Below are 17,189 nucleotides of genomic sequence, written 5' to 3' on the forward strand. Positions count from 1 at the left end.
TGAGATCGCCGCGGCGCAAGATACACCTACATCAAACGACCTCACGCGGGAATGCAAACGATGGATGACAACAAGCGCAAGGCGCTCGCCAGTGCCCTCGGCCAGATCGAAAAGCAGTTCGGCAAGGGCGCGGTCATGCGCCTGGGCGACCGCCCCGACGACACCATCGATACCGTGTCCACCGGTTCCCTGGGCCTGGATATCGCACTGGGCATCGGCGGCCTGCCGCGCGGCCGCGTAGTGGAGATCTACGGTCCGGAATCTTCGGGTAAAACCACGCTTACCCTGCAGGTCATCGCCGCCTGCCAGCGTGCCGGCGGCACCGCGGCCTTCGTCGACGCCGAGCACGCGCTCGATCCGACCTATGCCGAAAAACTCGGCGTGAAGGTCGACGACCTGCTGGTCTCCCAGCCCGATACCGGCGAGCAGGCGCTTGAAATCGCCGACATGCTGGTCCGCTCCGGTGCCGTGGACGTCGTCGTCGTCGACTCGGTCGCGGCCCTTACGCCCAAGGCGGAAATCGAGGGCGAGATGGGCGACATGCACGTCGGCCTGCATGCCCGCCTGATGAGCCAGGCCCTGCGCAAGCTCACGGCCAACATCAAGAAAACCAACTGCCTGGTGATCTTCATCAACCAGATCCGCATGAAGATCGGCGTGATGTTCGGTTCGCCGGAAACCACCACCGGCGGCAACGCGCTGAAGTTCTACGCCTCGGTACGCCTGGACATCCGCCGCATCGGCGCGGTGAAGAAGGGCGACGAAGTGATTGGTTCGGAAACCCGGGTCAAGGTGGTGAAAAACAAGGTGGCACCACCCTTCCGCCAGGCGGAATTCGAGATCCTCTACGGCGAGGGCACCTCCCGCGAGGGCGAGATCATCGAACTGGGTGTCCGCGAAAACCTGATCGACAAATCCGGCGCCTGGTACAGCTACAAGGGTGACCGTATCGGCCAGGGCAAGGAAAACGTGCGCCAGTTCCTGCGCGACAACCCGGCCATCGCCAACGAGGTCGACACGGAATTGCGTGCGCGCCTGCTGGTCAAGGCCGCCCCGCGCGGCGCGGCGCCTGCGGAAGAGGCCCTCGAAGAGGCCTGATCTGAAAGCGTGCCCTTGCGTTAACCTTCAAGAAGCCGCGCCCCCGAGCGCGGCTTCTTCATTTTCGAAGGAATTGCCATGCCGCGTCGTGAGCGACCGGACAAGCCAGCGAAAAGTGATAAACCCCAGCGCACGGCATACGACAAGGCCCTGGGCTTGCTGGCGCGGCGCGAGCACTCCGGGCGCGAGCTTTCCCGGAAGCTCGGCCAGGGTGGTTACGACCGTCAGGACACCACCGAAGCCATCGAGCGCCTGGGCGAGCAGGGCTACCAGGACGACGATCGCTTTGCGTCCATGCTGGTGCGCAGCCGCGCCAGCCAAGGGTACGGGCCGGCCCGCATCCGTGCCGAATTGCGCAACCACGGCATTGGCGAGGCCACGGCCAGACGCCTTCTGGACGAAGCAGAGGTCGACTGGCATGCGCTTGCCGCCGACATCCTGCGTCGCCGCTACGGTGGCCCCACGGCCGACTACGCTGAACGCGGCCGTCGGGCCCAGTTCCTCTTGCGTCGCGGCTTCGCGGCCGCCACAGTACGTAGTCTCACCCACGCTGAAGTGGACGACGCAGCTGACGATTGACCGGGTCCGACCGGCTCGTGCCCTGCCGCCGCCACTGCCCGTGGCGACCGAAATCCAAGGCATGGCCCCTACCGTCCCCGATGAAAACCGCGCAGATCCGCTCCACCTTCCTTGAGTATTTCCGCAGCAAGGGGCACACCATCGTCCCGTCCGCGTCCCTGGTGCCCGCCAGCGACCCCACGTTGCTGTTCACCAACTCAGGCATGGTGCCGTTCAAGAATGTCTTCCTGGGCAGCGAAAAGCCCGGATACGTGCGTGCAGCCGACGTCCAGCGCTGCCTGCGCGCCGGCGGCAAGCACAACGACCTGGATGCCGTGGGTTATACCGCGCGCCACCACACTTTCTTCGAGATGCTGGGCAACTGGTCGTTCGGCGACTACTTCAAACACGACGCCATTGCCTTCGCCTGGGAACTACTCACTGGCGTCTTCAAACTGCCAGCGGACCGGTTGTGGGTGACGGTGTACCAGACCGACGACGAGGCCTACCGGATATGGAACGAAGTCGTCGGCATCCCGCCCGACCGCATCGTGCGCATCGGCGACAACAAGGGTGCGCCATATGCCTCGGACAATTTCTGGCAAATGGCCGACACGGGTCCCTGTGGTCCCTGTACGGAAATTTTCTACGATCACGGCCCGGACGTCGCCGGTGGGCCGCCAGGCTCGCCCGACGAAGACGGTGACCGCTATATCGAGATCTGGAACCTGGTGTTCATGCAGTTCGATCGCGCGCCGGACGGCACGCTCTCGCCGCTGCCTGCGCCGTGCGTGGATACCGGCATGGGCCTGGAGCGCCTGGCCGCGGTACTGCAGCATGTCCATTCCAACTACGAGATCGACCTTTTCACCCATCTGATCCGCAAGGCCGGTGAATTCACCGAAACCACCGACCTCGCCAACAAGTCGCTGCGCGTGATTGCCGACCATATCCGTGCCTGCTCGTTCCTGATCGTCGATGGCGTACTGCCATCGAACGAAGGACGGGGCTATGTGCTCCGCCGCATCATCCGCCGCGCGCTGCGTCATGGATGGATGCTGGGCGTTCGAGGCGACTTCTTCTGGAAAATGGTCGCGCCGCTGGTGGAGGAGATGGGCGAGGCCTATCCGGAACTGCCGGCCAAGCGCGCGCTGGTGGAACAGGCCCTGCGTACCGAGGAGCAGCGCTTTGGCGAAACGCTGGAAAAAGGCATGCGTCTGTTCGACGAGGTGGCAGCCAGGGCCCGTGGCAGCATTCCGGGAGAAGACGCCTTCCGGCTCTACGACACCTACGGCTTCCCGGTCGATCTCACCGCTGACATCGCCCGCGAGCGGGGATTGTCCGTGGACATGGCCGGGTTTGAAACGGCCATGGAACAGCAACGTGCCCTGGCCCGTAAATCCAGCCAGTTCGAATCGAAGGGCCAACTGCCGGCCGAGGTGGCCAGTGCGCTGGCGCCGACCGTATTCGAAGGCTACGACGCGCTCGAGCGTGAAGGCTGCAAGGTGGTGGCCATTGTGCACGGGGGCAAGTCCCTGGATTCCTTAAGCAACGGCGAAGAAGCCGCGGTGCTCCTGGACCGCACGCCCTTCTACGCCGAATCCGGAGGCCAGGTGGGTGATACCGGCAGGCTCAATGCCGGCGACGGGCAATTCGATGTCGCCGACACGCGCAAGCTCGGCGGCGTGTTCTTCGGTCATGTCGGCCGCTGGCAGGGTATCCAGGCGCTTCGCGTGGGCGACACCGTGGTTGCCAGCGTCGACGCACAGCGCCGTCGGGCCACGGTGCTGAACCACTCGGCAACACACCTGTTGCACGCGGCGCTGCGCACGGTGCTTGGCGAGCACGTGGCGCAAAAGGGCTCACTGGTCGCGCCCGACCGCCTGCGATTTGACTTCTCCCACTTTGCGCCGGTCACGCCGGCGGAGCTCGCGCAGGTCGAGGCCATGGTCAACGCGTCGGTACGTGGCAATGCCCAGGCCGAGGTGCACCACATGGGCTACGACGACGCCATCGACTTCGGTGCCATCGCCCTCTTCGGAGAAAAATACGGCGACGAAGTACGCGTGCTGCACATGGGGGAATTTTCCACCGAGTTGTGCGGCGGCACCCATGTCGGCCGCACCGGTGATATCGGCCTGTTCAAGATCATCGGCGAAAGCGGCGTGGCGTCGGGTGTGCGCCGCATCGAGGCGGTGACGGGCGACGGCGCGTTGGCCTTTGTGGCCGACGAGGAACGTCGCCTGGCCCAGGTTTCGGCTTTGTTGTCAGTCAGTGGTGACGAAGTCGTGGAAAAACTCCGCCAGCTTTTCGACCGGCAGAAAAAGCTCGAGCGCGAACTTGAATCGTTCAAGGCGAAGGCGGCCGGTTCAGCTTCCGCGGACCTCGCCGCTTCCGCGGTGGAGGTGAAAGGCATCAAGGTGGTTGCCGCGCGCCTGGAAGGCCTGGATGCCAAGGCACTGCGCGATGCACTGGACCGCCTGAAACAGGAGCTTGCCGACTGCGCGGTCGTCCTTGCCGGCACGGCCGAGGGCCGTGCCTCGCTGGTCGCCGGCGTCGGCGGATCGGCGCTGGGCAGGATCAAGGCCGGGGATCTCGTGGCCCACGTAGCGGCGGCGATCGACGGCAAGGGTGGCGGGCGCCCGGACATGGCCCAGGGCGGTGGTACCGACGGTCCGGCGCTGGTGAAGGCCCTGGCCGAGTTGCCGACCTGGATCGCCGCGCGTCTAGGCTGAAAGCAAGATAACCGGGAATCGACGTCCCTGCGGTACACCGTTGGCGGTTTGGTACGTTGTTCGCGTTGCGCGCCCCGCTTCGGCTCGTTAGTATCACCCGACTATCGATGCCGTCGCAGTGGGGGGGTGTCGAGTCGAGTGGTCGTGATTGGCCGCTGGTTATCCGAGTGTGTTGAGCCGGACAGGGTTAAGGCCCCTGGCCCGGGCGGTACGTCGAACCGTCGAGCGACGATCTCGGGGTGAGTCGTCGTCCGGTGGCTGGCCAATGACCTGAGTAAATGGAGTAACTATCATGTTGATTCTGACCCGCCGGGTCGGTGAAACCCTGATGATCGGTGACGAGGTGACCGTCACCGTTCTCGGCGTGAAGGGCAATCAGGTGCGCATTGGCATCAATGCTCCGAAGAATGTCGCAGTACACCGCGAGGAGATTTACCAGCGCATCAAGAACGAAAACGATCCTTCCGACGGCGAGGTCGGCGAGGGTCACTGAGGCTTGTCCCACGCTCCCAAGGACAGTATCCTTGGCGGCTCTTTCGGGCCAAACACCCGAAGGCCCATGTTCACGGAGAGATGCCCGAGAGGCCGAAGGGGCTCCCCTGCTAAGGGAGTATAGGGTCAAAAGCCTTATCGAGGGTTCGAATCCCTCTCTCTCCGCCAGACACAAAAATGCCCCCGCAAGGGGGTTTTTTTGTGTCTGATCCGTGCCCACAAAAAAACCGGCCAATGCCGGTTTTCTCGTTACTGCGTACAACGGGAATTATTTTGGTCGGGGAGACAGGATTCGAACCTGCGACTTCTACGTCCCGAACGTAGCGCTCTACCAGGCTGAGCTACACCCCGACAGCGAGCCGCGTATGTTAATGGGCGGGCCGGGGCTTGGCAACAGGTCCGGGCGCGCGCCCCGGCACAGCGCGCCCACGCGGCGGCGCGGGCCTCATCTGGTAACCTAGGCGGCTGCTTTGCGCCCTTTGAAACCGCCTTTCTTCCCGAGGATTCCATGGCACTGACCCAGGCCCGCACCATGCCAGGCGTGCTCGAGCTGCTCCCGCTGGACCAGATTGCTTTCCAGCGCATGCTCGACGTCATCCGCCGCAACTACGAGCGCTTCGGTTTCCTGCCGGTTGAAACCCCGGTGATCGAATTTTCCGACATCCTGCTCACCAAAACGGGTGGCGAGACGGAACGACAGGTGTACTTCGTACAATCCACCGGCGCCCTGGCCCAGGAAAAAGATCGTCCCGAGCTTGCCCTTCGCTTTGACCTCACCGTGCCGCTGGCCCGCTACGTGGCCGAACACGAACACGACTTGAGTTTCCCGTTCCGCCGTTACCAGATGCAGCGTGTGTATCGTGGCGAGCGCGCCCAGCGCGGCCGCTTCCGCGAGTTCTACCAGTGCGACATCGATGTGATCGGCAAGGACACGCTTTCCGTGCGCTACGACGCGGAGATCCCCGCGGTGATCTACAGCGTGTTCCGCGAGCTCGATGTCGGCGCGTTTACCATCCAGATGAACAACCGCAAGCTGATGCGCGGTTATTTCGAAGGGCTTGGCATCGATGATGCCGAGAAGCAGATGCTGGTGCTTCGCGAAGTGGACAAGCTCGACAAGCGCGGCCCGCAATACGTGCGCGATACGCTCACCGGCGAGGCGTTCGGCCTCAGCCACGAGGCCGCCGACCGCATCCTGGATTTCGTCCAGGTGCGCTCCACCTCACTTGCCGATGCCCTGTCCAAGCTCGACGCGCTCGGCAGCGGCGGTGAAACCTTCGAACAGGGCAGGGCGGAACTGAAGGAAGTGCTGGGCCTGCTGCGCGATTTCGGCGTGCCTGATACCCACTTCGCACTGAACCTGTCGATCGCGCGCGGCCTGGACTACTACACCGGTACCGTCTACGAGACCACGCTTAACGACCATCCGGACATCGGTTCGGTGTGTTCGGGCGGCCGTTACGAGAACCTTGCCGGCCAGTACACCAAGTCGCACCTGCCAGGCGTTGGCATCTCCATCGGCCTTACGCGTCTTTTCTGGCAGTTGCGCGACGCCGGTCTTGTCGCGCGGGCGCAGAGCACCGTGGACGTGCTGGTAACGCAGATGGACGCTGCCCATTTGCCGCACTACATCGCCCTGGCCACCGAGCTTCGCCAGGCCGGCATCGCCACCGAGGTGATGATGGAAGGCGGCAAGCTTGGCAAGCAGTTCAAGTACGCCGACCGCGCCGGCATCCGCTTCGTGCTTGTACTTGGCGAGGACGAACTCGCCCGCAACGTGGTCACGGTCAAGGATCTTCGCCGCGAGGACCAGTTCGAAGTGGCCCGCACCGAATTGATCAAGGCCCTGCGCGTGGAACTGGCTCAGGCTGACATCAGCCTGCGCCCGTAATCAAAGCCCCAGCATCTGGTAAACGCATGAACGACAACACGAGCATCCTCCTTGACGGCGCCAGCCTTACCCGCACCGACGTCGTGCGTGTCGCGCGCCACGGCGCGACCGTCCGCCTGGATCAGGAGCAGTTGACCAGGGTTCGCCGTGCGGCGGATTTCCTCGCCGAGAAAGTGAGCTGCGGCGAGCCCATCTATGGGGTCACCACGGGCTTCGGCAGTAATGCTGACAAACTCCTTGGCGCGCACCGTGTGCGCGACGAGCTTCCTGGCGGTAACCCTGAACACCGCGAGGGGAGCCTGCTTGAGGAACTGCAGCACAACCTGATCATCACCCACGCGGTATGCGTGGGCCGGCCCTTCGCGCCGGAGGTCGTCCGCGCGATGCTGGTTATCCGTGTGAACACCCTGATGCGCGGTCATTCGGGTATTCGGGTCAGCACGCTTGAGTCCCTGGCAGAGCTCCTCAACCGGGACATCATCCCGGTGATTCCGGAAAAGGGCTCCGTGGGCGCCAGCGGCGATCTAGCTCCCCTGTCGCACCTGGCCATCGTGTTGCTTGGTGGTGGCGAGGCGTTCTACCAGGGTGAACGCATGCCCGGTGCCCAGGCGCTTGAGCGTGCCGGCCTGCAGCCGGTGCGCCTGTCATTCAAGGAAGGCCTGGCGCTCAACAACGGCACCACGCAGATGCTGGCCTGCGGAGTGCTGGCGCTGGACCGTCTCCAGATGCTGATGGACACCGCGGATCTCGCCGCGGCGATGACGCTCGACGCCTTTGCCGGACGTACCCGCGCTTTTGCGCCTGAAGTACATGCATTGCGCCCGCATCCAGGGCAGGTGGCCACGGCCGGCCGCTTCCTTGGGTTGCTCGAAGGGTCCACCCTCGCCGACATTGCCTACCACCTGGTGCCGAAGTTCCGCCCATGGCTGGCCGATTCCTGGAGCACGCAAGAAGGCCAGGCCCATCGGTTCGATATCAGCTGGGACTACGTGCCTGCCAGCCAACGCCATGGCAAGGAAACCTTCTATAGCCGTTTCCTGCCCTTCAAGGGTGGCAAGAAACACCAGCCGCAGGATGCCTATTGCCTGCGCTGCGCCCCCCAGGTGCATGGCGCGGTGCGCGACGCATGGCAGCAGGCCTGCCGCGTCTTCGATATCGAATTGAACGCCGTCACCGACAACCCGCTGGTGTTCCCCGACGCGGAAAACGCCCAGGTGATCGAGGACCAGGTGATCTCCGCCGGCCATTTCCACGGCATGCCGCTGGCGTTGTCGATGAGTTACGTGAAGGCGGCGATCCCGGTGCTGGCATCCATTTCCGAGCGCCGCACGGCCAAGCTCGTGGACCCCGCCAACAACGACGGCTTGCCGGCCTTCCTGATCGGCAACGAAGACGCCACCGACTCAGGCTTCATGATCGTGCAGTACACCGCGGCAGCCCTGGTGAACGACCTGGCCACGCGCGCCCATCCAGCCTCGGTGTATTCGGTGCCTACCAGCGCCAATGCCGAGGACCATGTCTCCATGGGCGCCAACGAGGCGCGCCACGTGCTGGAGATGACCGAAGACCTGGGCCACGTGCTGGCCATGGAGCTCTATACCGCTGCCCAGGCCCTGGAATATCGACAGGACATGCTCAACGCCGCCCGCGAGCTGGCCATCAGCGGCGACTGGGCGGCCCTGGCGGGGAAGATCAACGGTGCCCCGCGACCGGATTCTCCGCACTATCCCCAGTTCGAGCGCGAGGTCAGGCAGTTGATGCAAGCGCTTGCCGAGGCAGGGGATTTCCACGGCGGTGCTGCCGTGCGCGAGGCACTTGCAAAGCTGCGTGGGGAGATTGCCTTCATGCAGCGCGACCGCGCGATGGATAACGACGTGAAGCGGGTCTGTGACATCGTCGCCAGCGGCGTCCTGGTCGCTTAAGGCCGATAACCAGGCTTAAGTCGCAGGCCCACTGCGACCCATCACGGATTCAGCACCTTGCTGGACAAGGCCGGCCATGGCATTATCTGTCCTACTGTACTAACGCGTTAATACATTATGAAACGTCGTTCACTCGATCCCCAGACCACGGCCGGCGACGCCGAGCGCAGCCTTTGCGAAGCCCTGGTTGCCTTGAGGGAGGTCGACGACATGCGTGCCTTCCTGCACGACCTGTGCACCCCGGCGGAAATCGAATTGCTGGTGGATCGCTGGCGGGTGGTCCCCTACCTGCTCGAAGGCCTTTCCTATCGCAGCATCCACGAGAAAACCTCTGTGAGCATCACCACCATCGGCCGCGTCGCGCGCTATCTCAACCAGGGCAGCGGCGGCTACATGGCTGCCGCGGCGCGTTCGCTCAACGAGCGCGGGGTGTCGGCGTGAAGCCCCGTGACCGCTTGCGCATCGCCATGCAGAAGTCCGGCCGGCTCACCGATCCTGCCCAGGAACTGCTGGCCCGTTGCGGACTGAAGTTCCGGCAGAGCCGCGACAAGCTGTTCTGCTTCGGCGAGGGCGAGCCGGTCGACCTGCTGCTGGTACGCGACGATGACATCCCGGGCTTGATCGCCGAGGGCGTCTGTGACCTTGGCATCGTCGGGCGCAACGTCTTGCGTGAGTTCCAGCTGACAGCCGATCCCTCGGTAACCCCAATCCAGGAGCTGCGTCCGTTGGGCTTCGGTGGCTGCCGGCTTTCGGTGGCGATGCCCCAGGAAGACGCCTACACCGATCCCTCGCAACTGGCCGGCCTGCGCATCGCAAGCTCCTATCCAGGCCTGCTTGGCCAATGGCTGCGCGATAACGGCGTGGAAGCGAAGGTGGTGATGCTGGCCGGTTCCGTTGAGATCGCCCCGCGCCTGGGTACCGCCGATGCCATCTGCGACCTGGTATCGAGCGGTGCGACGCTGGTGGCCAACCAGCTTCGCGAAGTGGCCGTGGTGATGGAAAGCCAGGCCGTGCTCGCCGGCCCGGCCACGCTTCCCGCGGACGAACGTGGCGACCTTGCCGAACTCATGCTGCGCCGCCTCGATGGCGTGATCCAGGTGCGCGACTCGCGCCTGGTGATGATGCAGGCCCCGCGCGATGCCCTGGATGCCATTACCCGCCTGTTGCCCGGGATGCCGCGTCCCACGCTCACGCAGGTCGACGGCCAGCCCGGCCAGGTGGTGCTGCAGGCGCTGTGTGCCGGCGCGGTGAGCTGGCGCCAACTGGAGGAAATGAAGAAAGCCGGTGCCCGCGACATGCTGGTGCTGCCGGTAGAGAAGATGCTGGCATGAAGCGCGTGGACTGGAACACGCTTGACCCGGTCGGCCGCGACACCGTCCTGGCCCGTCCGGAACCATCCCGTTCCGCGTCATTGCAGGGCGGGGTGGCGACCATCATTGCCGAAGTACGGCGTCGTGGCGACGACGCCCTGCGCGAACTCACCGAACGCTTCGACGGCCACGCCCCGGATCTGTTTGAAGTAAGTGAAGGGGAATTCGTCGAAGCCGAAGGCAGGCTCGATGCCACACTTAAATCGGCGATTGCCGAGGCCGCTGGCCGCATCGAGGCCTTCCACCGGGCGGGCGCGCCGACGGCCGTGTCGGTGGAAACCGGGCCCGGCGTATGCGTCGAACGAGTGCTTCGCCCGATTCGCCGCGTGGGCCTGTACGTACCAGCTGGCGGTGCACCCTTGCCGTCGACAGCGCTGATGCTGGGTATTCCCGCGCGCCTGGCCGGTTGCGCGCAGGTTGTGCTGTGCACCCCCCTGCAGGCCAATGGTCGCTGCGACGATGCCGTGCTGTATGCCGCGCGCCTGACCGGCGTGCACCGGGTGTTCAAGCTCGGCGGCGCGCAGGCGATCGCCGCGATGGCGTATGGCACGGCGAGCATTCCCCGCTGCGACAAATTGTTCGGTCCGGGTAACAGCTGGGTCACCGAGGCCAAGTTGCAGGTAGCCGCCGATCCAGGCGGCGCGGCCATGGACATGCCGGCAGGTCCCTCCGAAGTGCTGGTGGTGGCCGATCGCGACGCCGACCCCGTGTTCGTGGCGGCGGATCTCCTGTCGCAGGCCGAGCACGGCGTGGATTCGCAAGTGATCCTGGTGAGCGACACGCCCTGGATGCTCGATACCGTGGCGCGCGAGGTAGATCGCCAGGCGTCGCTCCTGCCGCGCAGCGAGATCGCGCGGGCATCGCTCGCCCACAGCCGCTTGATCCTCGTGCGGGACATCGGCCAGGCCATTAAGGTCAGTAACCGTTACGCGCCCGAACACCTGATCCTGCAGGTGGAAGACGCACGCCGCTGGCTTCCTTTGGTCGAAAGCGCGGGCTCGGTGTTCCTGGGGCGCTGGACACCTGAGTCCATTGGCGATTACTGCAGCGGCAGCAACCATGTCCTGCCCACGTACGGCCATGCCCGCAGTTACAGCGGCCTGTCGGTGGCAAGCTTCGTCAAGCAGGTGACTGTCCAGGAGCTCACCGCCGAAGGCCTGCGTGCCATCGGTCCCTGCGCCGTCACGCTTGCCGCTGCAGAGCGGCTCGATGCACATGGGCTGGCGGTAACGCTGCGGCTACAGGCTCTGGGCGAGGTGGCCGCATGAGCGTGCTGGATCTGGCGAGACTCGACGTACGCGCACTGGTACCGTATTCCAGCGCGCGGATGGAAGCCGCCGGCGGCGAGTTGTTCCTGAACGCGAACGAGTCGGCCTGGGACGATGGCCTTGGCTTGAACCGTTATCCCGAACCGCAGCCCATGGCGCTGATCGAGCGGCTTGCCCAGCTGTATGGCGTAGCCCCGGGGCAGGTACTGGTGAGCCGCGGCAGCGACGAAGCCATCGACCTTCTGGTGCGTGCTTTTTGCCCTGCAGGCGAAAGTGCGGTGCTCATTTCCCCGCCCACGTTCGGCATGTATGCGGTATGCGCGCGTGTGCAGGGTGCGGCGGTGGTGCAGGCGCCGTTGCGTCCGGTGGATTTCTCGCTCGATATCGATGCCTTGCTGGCCGCGATGACTCCATCTGTGCGCCTGGTGTTCGTGTGTTCGCCGAACAATCCCACGGGCGCCCTTGTGCCGCGCGCGGGCATCGAGCGTCTGGCGCGGGCGCTTGCAGGCCGCGCGGTGCTGGTGGTGGACGAGGCCTATATCGAATTCGCAGGACAGGGTAGCGCAGCGACGCTGGTGCAACAGCACGATCACGTCTGCGTGTTGCGCACCTTGTCAAAGGCCTATGCCCTGGCCGGTGCGCGCATTGGTTGCCTGCTCGGTGATGAAAGCCTGGTGGGTCTGCTTCGACGGATCATGGCGCCATACCCGCTGGCGACCCCATGTACCGATGCCGCCTTGCTGGCCCTGGCATCGCCTGCTTTCGATCAAGCACTCCTGCACGTGGGTATGGTCCGCCACGAGCGCGAACGCATGGCCCGGCGATTGCAGGCATTGCCCTCGGTACATCAGGTGATGCCTTCGGATGCCAACTTCCTGACCGTGCGCCTGCGTGATGTGGGCGCCAGCCAAAAGGCATTGCTTGCCGCCGGCATCGTGGTGCGCGACGTGCGTCGTTACGAAGGATTGGGTGACGCGCTCCGCCTGACCATCGGCCGTCGGCAAGACAATGATCGCGTGTTCGATGCGCTAGCCGCCGTCGCGGTGCCGGCATGAGCGGCAAGGTCCTGTTCCTCGGCCGTGACGGCTGCATCATTGCCAGGCGCAGCGAAGGTCCCGTGGATGCCTACGACAAACTGGCCCTGGCCCCCGGCGTCATCGCAGCATTGCAGCGGTTTGTCAGCGCCGGCTTCGACCTGGTGATGGTGACCCATCAACCAGGCCTTGGCGGCCCCGGATTCCCGCGCGAAGGCTTTGAAGGTGCGCAGGCACTCCTGCTTGGTCTGCTCGCGTCGCAGGGCATCGTCTTTCGTGATGTATTCATCGATGAAAGCCTGCCCGGTGACGACGCGACCATGCGTTCGCCTGGTACCGGCATGCTGCACGGCTACCTGGCCGATGACAGCTGGAGCCGCGTGCGGTCGGCGATGGTCGGTGACTGTGAAGCCGACATGCACTTCGCCGCCAATATGGGTGTTCGAGGCATGCGCATCGGCCAGGATGGCCTGGATTGGCCGGCCATTGCGCATGCGGTGCTCGATCGGCCACGCACCGCGAATGTGGTGCGACGGACCAAGGAAACGAATATCCGCGTCAGCGTGGACCTTGACCGCGTCGCTGAGCCGCATGCGCATACGGGCCTTGGTTTTTTCGACCACATGCTCGAGCAGATCGGCAAGCACGGCGGCTTCGCCCTTACCATCAACTGCGACGGCGATACGCATATCGATGAGCACCACACCATCGAAGACTGCGCGCTCGCACTGGGCCAGGCCCTTCGCCAGGCGCTGGGCGACAAGCGGGGCATCGGCCGCTACGGCTTCACCCTTCCGATGGACGAGAGCGCCGCCAGTGCCGCGCTCGACCTCTCCGGCCGTCCATACTTCGTCTTCGAAGGAAGCTTTCCGCGCGAGCGCGTCGGCGAAGTGCCTACCGAGCTGGTGCCGCACTTCTTCCGCTCGCTGTGCGAGACGCTGGGTGCGAACCTGCACCTGACGGTGCATGGCGACAACGCGCACCACATGGTCGAGGCCTGCTTCAAGGTGGTGGCGCGAACCCTGCGCCAGGCACTTCGGCGTGAAGGTGCGGAACTTCCCAGCACCAAGGGAGCGCTCTGATGGCCGACGTGGTGCTGGTGGATGCCGGCGGCACCAATATCGGATCGGTACGCTATGCGTTGTTGCGTCTGGGTGCCGAGGCCGAACTCACGGCTGATCCGGATCGCATCCGCAGTGCTTCGCATGTGATCCTTCCAGGCGTGGGCGCCGCGCCCCCCGGCATGGCGCGATTGCGCGAGGCCAACCTGGTCGAGGTGTTACGCGGGCTGACGCAACCGGTGCTTGGCGTGTGCCTGGGCATGCAACTGCTTTGCGAATCTTCCGACGAGGGCGACACCCCATGCCTGGGCGTGGTGCCGGGTCGGGCACGCCGTTTCACCGCGACTGCGGGATTGCGTGTCCCGCACATGGGCTGGACGACCCTGGAGTCGACGCAATCGCATCCGCTGCTGCGCGGCATCGGCGAAGATGCCTGGACCTACTTCGTGCATAGCTATGCGCTGCCAGCGGGTGAACATACCCTTGCCACCAGCACGCATGGTCAGGCGTTCTCGGCGGTGATCGGCCGAGGTAATTTCTTCGGCATGCAGTTCCACCCGGAACGTTCCGCGCGCACCGGCGCGCGCCTCCTGGCCAACTTCCTCGACCTATGACGACACAGGTGATTCCCGCCATCGATCTTCGCCAGGGGCGCGTGGTGCGCCTGCGCCAGGGCGACTACGCGCAGCAGACCAACTTCGACGTCGATGCTGCCGTACTGGCCGGCCAGTACCGCGACGCGGGCGCCACGTGGCTGCATGTGGTTGACCTTGACGGCGCGCGCGATGGCGGGTTTGCCAATCTTGCCTATATCGAGGCGATCGCCAAAGCCGGTTTGCAACTGCAGGCCGGTGGCGGCGTGCGCGACGCTGCCGGGATCGAGCGCCTGCTCGGCCTGGGCGTGTCGCGGGTGGTGGTGGGCAGCATCGCCGTGCGCGAGCCTGATACGGTGTCCGGCTGGCTGGTGCGGTTCGGACCGGAAAGGTTGACGGTGGCGCTGGATACCCGATGGCGCGACGGCGCCTGGCAGCTACCGCATGCCGGATGGACCGAGCAGGCAGGCGCCACCCTGGAGGTGTTGGCACCGGTGTTTGCCGAAGCAGGCGCCGTGCACCTGCTATGCACCGACATCGATCGCGACGGCATGATGGCGGGGCCGAATCTTGCTCTTTACCATCGTCTTGCCACGCTGGCCCCGGGGTTGAAGGTGCAGGCATCCGGTGGCGTGCGCTCGGCTGCCGACGTCGCCGCGGTGGCAGCGGCAGGCATAGCAGGGGTGATCCTCGGGCGTGCCCTGTTGCAGGGTTCACTGGCCCTGGCCGACGCCTTCGCGGCGGCCGGCGGCGTGGAGGCCTGACTGTGCCGGCACGCCGCATCATTCCCTGCCTTGACGTACGCGACGGCCAAGTGGTCAAAGGCGTGCGCTTCCGTGATCACGCCGTGGTCGGTGGTATTGTCGAACTGGCCCTGCGCTACCGCGACGAAGGCGCTGATGAACTGGTGTTCTATGACATCACGGCAAGTCCCGAAGGGCGACGCGTGGACCGCGACTGGGTCGAACGCGTGGCCCGTGTCATCGATATCCCGTTCTGCGTGGCCGGTGGCATCCGTAGCGTCGAGGATGCCCGCGAGGTGCTGTATGCCGGCGCCGACAAGATCTCGGTGAATTCTCCGGCGCTGGAACGTCCGGACCTCATCAACGAACTGGCCGCCGCCTTCGGCGTGCAGTGCGTGGTGGTGGGCGTGGACAGCCTGCGTGAGGACGACGGTAACTGGCGCGTTCGCCAGTACACCGGTGACCCTTCCAGGATGCAGGCGCTCGCCCGTACCACGCTTGATTGGGTGGCCGAAGCCTGCGCTCGCGGCGCGGGGGAGATCGTACTGAACTGCATGGGCTCCGATGGTGTGCGCCAGGGCTACGACATCGAGCAGCTGAGGGCGATACGCCTGGTGTGTCCAGTGCCGCTGGTGGCGTCCGGAGGTGCGGGAACGCCCTCGCACTTCACCGATGCCTTCAGCAACGCGGACGTCGACGCGGCCCTTGCCGCCAGCGTATTCCATGCCGGCATCATCGCCATCGAAGATCTGAAACAGCAGCTGCGCCAAGCCGGCGTGGAGGTAAGAACATGACCATACAACCGGACTGGGCCAAGGGCGGCGGGCTGCTGCCCATGGTGGTGCAGCACGCGCAAACGGGCGAGGTGCTGATGCTTGGTTATGTCGACGAAGCCGCGGTGAAGGAGACCGAAGCCAGTGGCCTGGTCACGTTCTTCAGCCGCAGCAAACAGCGGTTGTGGACCAAGGGCGAGACCTCGGGCAACCTGTTGCGCCTGGTCGACCTGCACCTGGATTGCGACGGCGATACTTTCCTTGCCCGCGTGGAACCTGCGGGCCCCACGTGTCACCAGGGTACGTCCAGCTGCTTTGGCGACAGTGTGCGTCCGCCATTGGCCTTCCTGGCCGAGCTCGACGCGCTGGTGGCGCGCAGGCATGCCGAACGACCCGCGGGAAGCTATACCACTGCCTTGTTCGATGGCGGCACACGAGGTATTGCACAGAAAGTCGGCGAGGAAGGCGTCGAGGTAGCGCTGGCCGGTGTCGTCCAGGACGATACAGCGCTATTGGGCGAAGCGTCGGACCTGATATTCCACCTGACGGTGCTTCTTCGCGATCGCGGCCTGGATCTCTCCGCGGTGGCGGCGGTGCTGGCCGAGCGCCACGCTACTTCGCGGCGCTGAATCCAACGGTGGGGCCGGCCTTGTGGCTGGCCCGCCATTTTTCCAGTTGCGCGGCGATGCCGGCCCCGAGGTCGAGCTGCGGTTCGCTCGGGGTGAGTTTGTCACGCTGTTCCCACTGGCTGATTTCCTTCTTCGCGTCGGCGAAGGCAACCAGGATGTCGTCGGTCTGGTTCAGGCCATCCACCAGCCAGGCACGGCCGAAGTAGGTGATGTCTGAATCCGAACCACAGCCGAACGAACTTCGATCGCTGCGCGCGGCAGTAAGTACGGCGGTGCCGTCACCGCGCAATGACGGCAGGAAACCGCCGGAGTAACAGGCGTTCACCACCACCACCTTGTAGCGGATGTGGTGGGAAGAGAGCATCTGCGCCAGACCGTCCGGATCGAGCTGATCCAGGGGCAGGGGGTTCATGTCCACCAGCAAGGTATGGTCTTCAGTGCCGTGGCTGGTGAGGTACAGCAACAGGATGTCCTGGCCGCGGTCCATGCGTGCAGCGACGCCGTCGAGTGCGGTTTCCAGGTTGCTCCAGGTGGCAAGCGGACGCGCGTCGAGCGTGGCCGGATTGTTCTGCAGTACCAGCACGTGGCCCTGCGCGTCGAAACGTCGCGCGAAGAGTCGCTGGGCGTATTCGGCCTCGTTGCGGAAAACGTCCTCGCCACCATCACCGGCAAAGGCGATCACCCATAGGTTGGGTTTCCCGGGCACGCGGGGCGTAAGCGCGCCGACGGCCTTGTCCATCATCTGGCGCTGGGCGTAGAGCACTTGCTCAGGAGAGGGCGCATCGGCCGGCCAGTCGTCGGCGTTGTCATCCTCGCCGTCGTCGGTGCTGACGATAGTGCTCCCGGCATCAGCGGTGATCGATGGTCCGGCCGGTTGCGTGGCCGATGTTGAGTGGGCTGTGCCGATGGCTGGCGATACGCCGGATGGGCTTTGCATTGCAGCGACGCTGACAGCGTGCAAATGCGCCAGCAGGTGCATGGCCACGCCACCGCCGACGAATGCCAGCAGGGCCACCAGCAAC

The 17,189-nt window shown here is 64.9% G+C and carries 16 protein-coding genes and 2 tRNA genes; 16 read left to right on the forward strand and 2 right to left on the reverse strand.

Translation table 11 applies throughout. The features are described 5' to 3' along the window. Positions 1-60: 60 nt before the first annotated feature. The 5 genes from recA (at position 61) to VGM61_RS13545 (ending at position 5,051) form a co-directional block, all read left to right on the forward strand. Entirely contained in the window at positions 61-1,098 is a 1,038-nt protein-coding gene (recA, locus tag VGM61_RS13525; RefSeq protein ID WP_331523361.1) for a recombinase RecA, read from the forward strand. A gap of 78 nt (positions 1,099-1,176) precedes the next feature. Then, complete coding sequence (locus tag VGM61_RS13530; RefSeq protein ID WP_331523362.1) at positions 1,177-1,677, forward strand: regulatory protein RecX; 501 nt, start codon at positions 1,177-1,179, stop codon at positions 1,675-1,677. A gap of 80 nt (positions 1,678-1,757) precedes the next feature. Further along, the gene (gene alaS / locus VGM61_RS13535; RefSeq protein WP_331523363.1) at positions 1,758-4,391 is read left to right on the forward strand and encodes an alanine--tRNA ligase; all 2,634 of its coding nucleotides are present in this window, start codon (positions 1,758-1,760) and stop codon (positions 4,389-4,391) included. Positions 4,392-4,683: 292 nt separating this feature from the next. After that, complete coding sequence (gene csrA, locus VGM61_RS13540; protein WP_324351508.1) at positions 4,684-4,884, forward strand: carbon storage regulator CsrA; 201 nt, start codon at positions 4,684-4,686, stop codon at positions 4,882-4,884. A 74-nt stretch (positions 4,885-4,958) separates the two neighbouring features. Further along, positions 4,959-5,051, forward strand: a tRNA-Ser gene (locus VGM61_RS13545). A 106-nt stretch (positions 5,052-5,157) separates the two neighbouring features. Here VGM61_RS13545 and VGM61_RS13550 read toward each other — a convergent pair. Then, positions 5,158-5,234, reverse strand: a tRNA-Pro gene (locus VGM61_RS13550). A 157-nt stretch (positions 5,235-5,391) separates the two neighbouring features. Here VGM61_RS13550 and hisS point away from each other — a divergent pair. The 11 genes from hisS to hisIE all read left to right on the forward strand — a co-directional run bounded on the left by hisS (position 5,392) and on the right by hisIE (position 16,167). Beyond that, positions 5,392-6,774 carry a histidine--tRNA ligase gene (hisS, locus tag VGM61_RS13555; RefSeq protein WP_331523364.1) on the forward strand — a complete coding sequence of 461 codons (1,383 nt, stop codon included), beginning with the start codon at positions 5,392-5,394 and terminating at the stop codon, positions 6,772-6,774. A gap of 26 nt (positions 6,775-6,800) precedes the next feature. Beyond that, positions 6,801-8,696, forward strand: a complete 1,896-nt coding sequence (locus VGM61_RS13560; protein WP_331523365.1) for an HAL/PAL/TAL family ammonia-lyase — start codon at positions 6,801-6,803, stop codon at positions 8,694-8,696. A gap of 117 nt (positions 8,697-8,813) precedes the next feature. Then, a complete protein-coding gene (locus VGM61_RS13565; RefSeq protein WP_331523366.1) occupies positions 8,814-9,137 on the forward strand; it encodes a YerC/YecD family TrpR-related protein in 324 nt (107 codons plus the stop codon). Continuing rightward, positions 9,134-10,027: an ATP phosphoribosyltransferase gene (gene hisG, locus VGM61_RS13570; protein WP_331523367.1), complete on the forward strand. Its 894-nt coding sequence runs from the start codon at positions 9,134-9,136 to the stop codon at positions 10,025-10,027. Before VGM61_RS13565 ends, hisG begins: the two co-directional genes overlap by 4 nt. Further along, positions 10,024-11,334, forward strand: coding sequence for a histidinol dehydrogenase (hisD, locus tag VGM61_RS13575; RefSeq protein ID WP_331523368.1), 1,311 nt, complete (start codon positions 10,024-10,026; stop codon positions 11,332-11,334). Before hisG ends, hisD begins: the two co-directional genes overlap by 4 nt. Then, positions 11,331-12,389, forward strand: coding sequence for a histidinol-phosphate transaminase (gene hisC / locus VGM61_RS13580; RefSeq protein WP_331523369.1), 1,059 nt, complete (start codon positions 11,331-11,333; stop codon positions 12,387-12,389). The genes hisD and hisC overlap by 4 nt, the downstream gene beginning before the upstream one ends. After that, positions 12,386-13,450 carry a bifunctional histidinol-phosphatase/imidazoleglycerol-phosphate dehydratase HisB gene (gene hisB / locus VGM61_RS13585; RefSeq protein ID WP_331523370.1) on the forward strand — a complete coding sequence of 355 codons (1,065 nt, stop codon included), beginning with the start codon at positions 12,386-12,388 and terminating at the stop codon, positions 13,448-13,450. The genes hisC and hisB overlap by 4 nt, the downstream gene beginning before the upstream one ends. Next, entirely contained in the window at positions 13,450-14,043 is a 594-nt protein-coding gene (hisH, locus tag VGM61_RS13590) for an imidazole glycerol phosphate synthase subunit HisH (RefSeq protein ID WP_331523371.1), read from the forward strand. Before hisB ends, hisH begins: the two co-directional genes overlap by 1 nt. Continuing rightward, positions 14,040-14,786: a HisA/HisF-related TIM barrel protein gene (locus tag VGM61_RS13595; protein ID WP_331523373.1), complete on the forward strand. Its 747-nt coding sequence runs from the start codon at positions 14,040-14,042 to the stop codon at positions 14,784-14,786. The genes hisH and VGM61_RS13595 overlap by 4 nt, the downstream gene beginning before the upstream one ends. Positions 14,787-14,788: 2 nt before the next feature. Further along, the gene (hisF, locus tag VGM61_RS13600) at positions 14,789-15,559 is read left to right on the forward strand and encodes an imidazole glycerol phosphate synthase subunit HisF (RefSeq protein ID WP_331523375.1); all 771 of its coding nucleotides are present in this window, start codon (positions 14,789-14,791) and stop codon (positions 15,557-15,559) included. Further along, positions 15,556-16,167 (forward strand): bifunctional phosphoribosyl-AMP cyclohydrolase/phosphoribosyl-ATP diphosphatase HisIE, encoded by a 612-nt coding sequence (gene hisIE / locus VGM61_RS13605; RefSeq protein ID WP_331523376.1) that lies wholly within the window; start codon positions 15,556-15,558, stop codon positions 16,165-16,167. Before hisF ends, hisIE begins: the two co-directional genes overlap by 4 nt. Here the strand turns inward: hisIE and VGM61_RS13610 are convergent. Continuing rightward, positions 16,151-17,182 (reverse strand): C13 family peptidase, encoded by a 1,032-nt coding sequence (locus tag VGM61_RS13610; protein WP_414694879.1) that lies wholly within the window; start codon positions 17,180-17,182, stop codon positions 16,151-16,153. The genes hisIE and VGM61_RS13610 overlap by 17 nt on opposite strands. Positions 17,183-17,189: the final 7 nt, after the last annotated feature.

Origin of the sequence: Pinirhizobacter sp. (assembly GCF_036499745.1) — a bacterium.
Classification (GTDB): domain Bacteria; phylum Pseudomonadota; class Gammaproteobacteria; order Xanthomonadales; family Rhodanobacteraceae; genus Pinirhizobacter.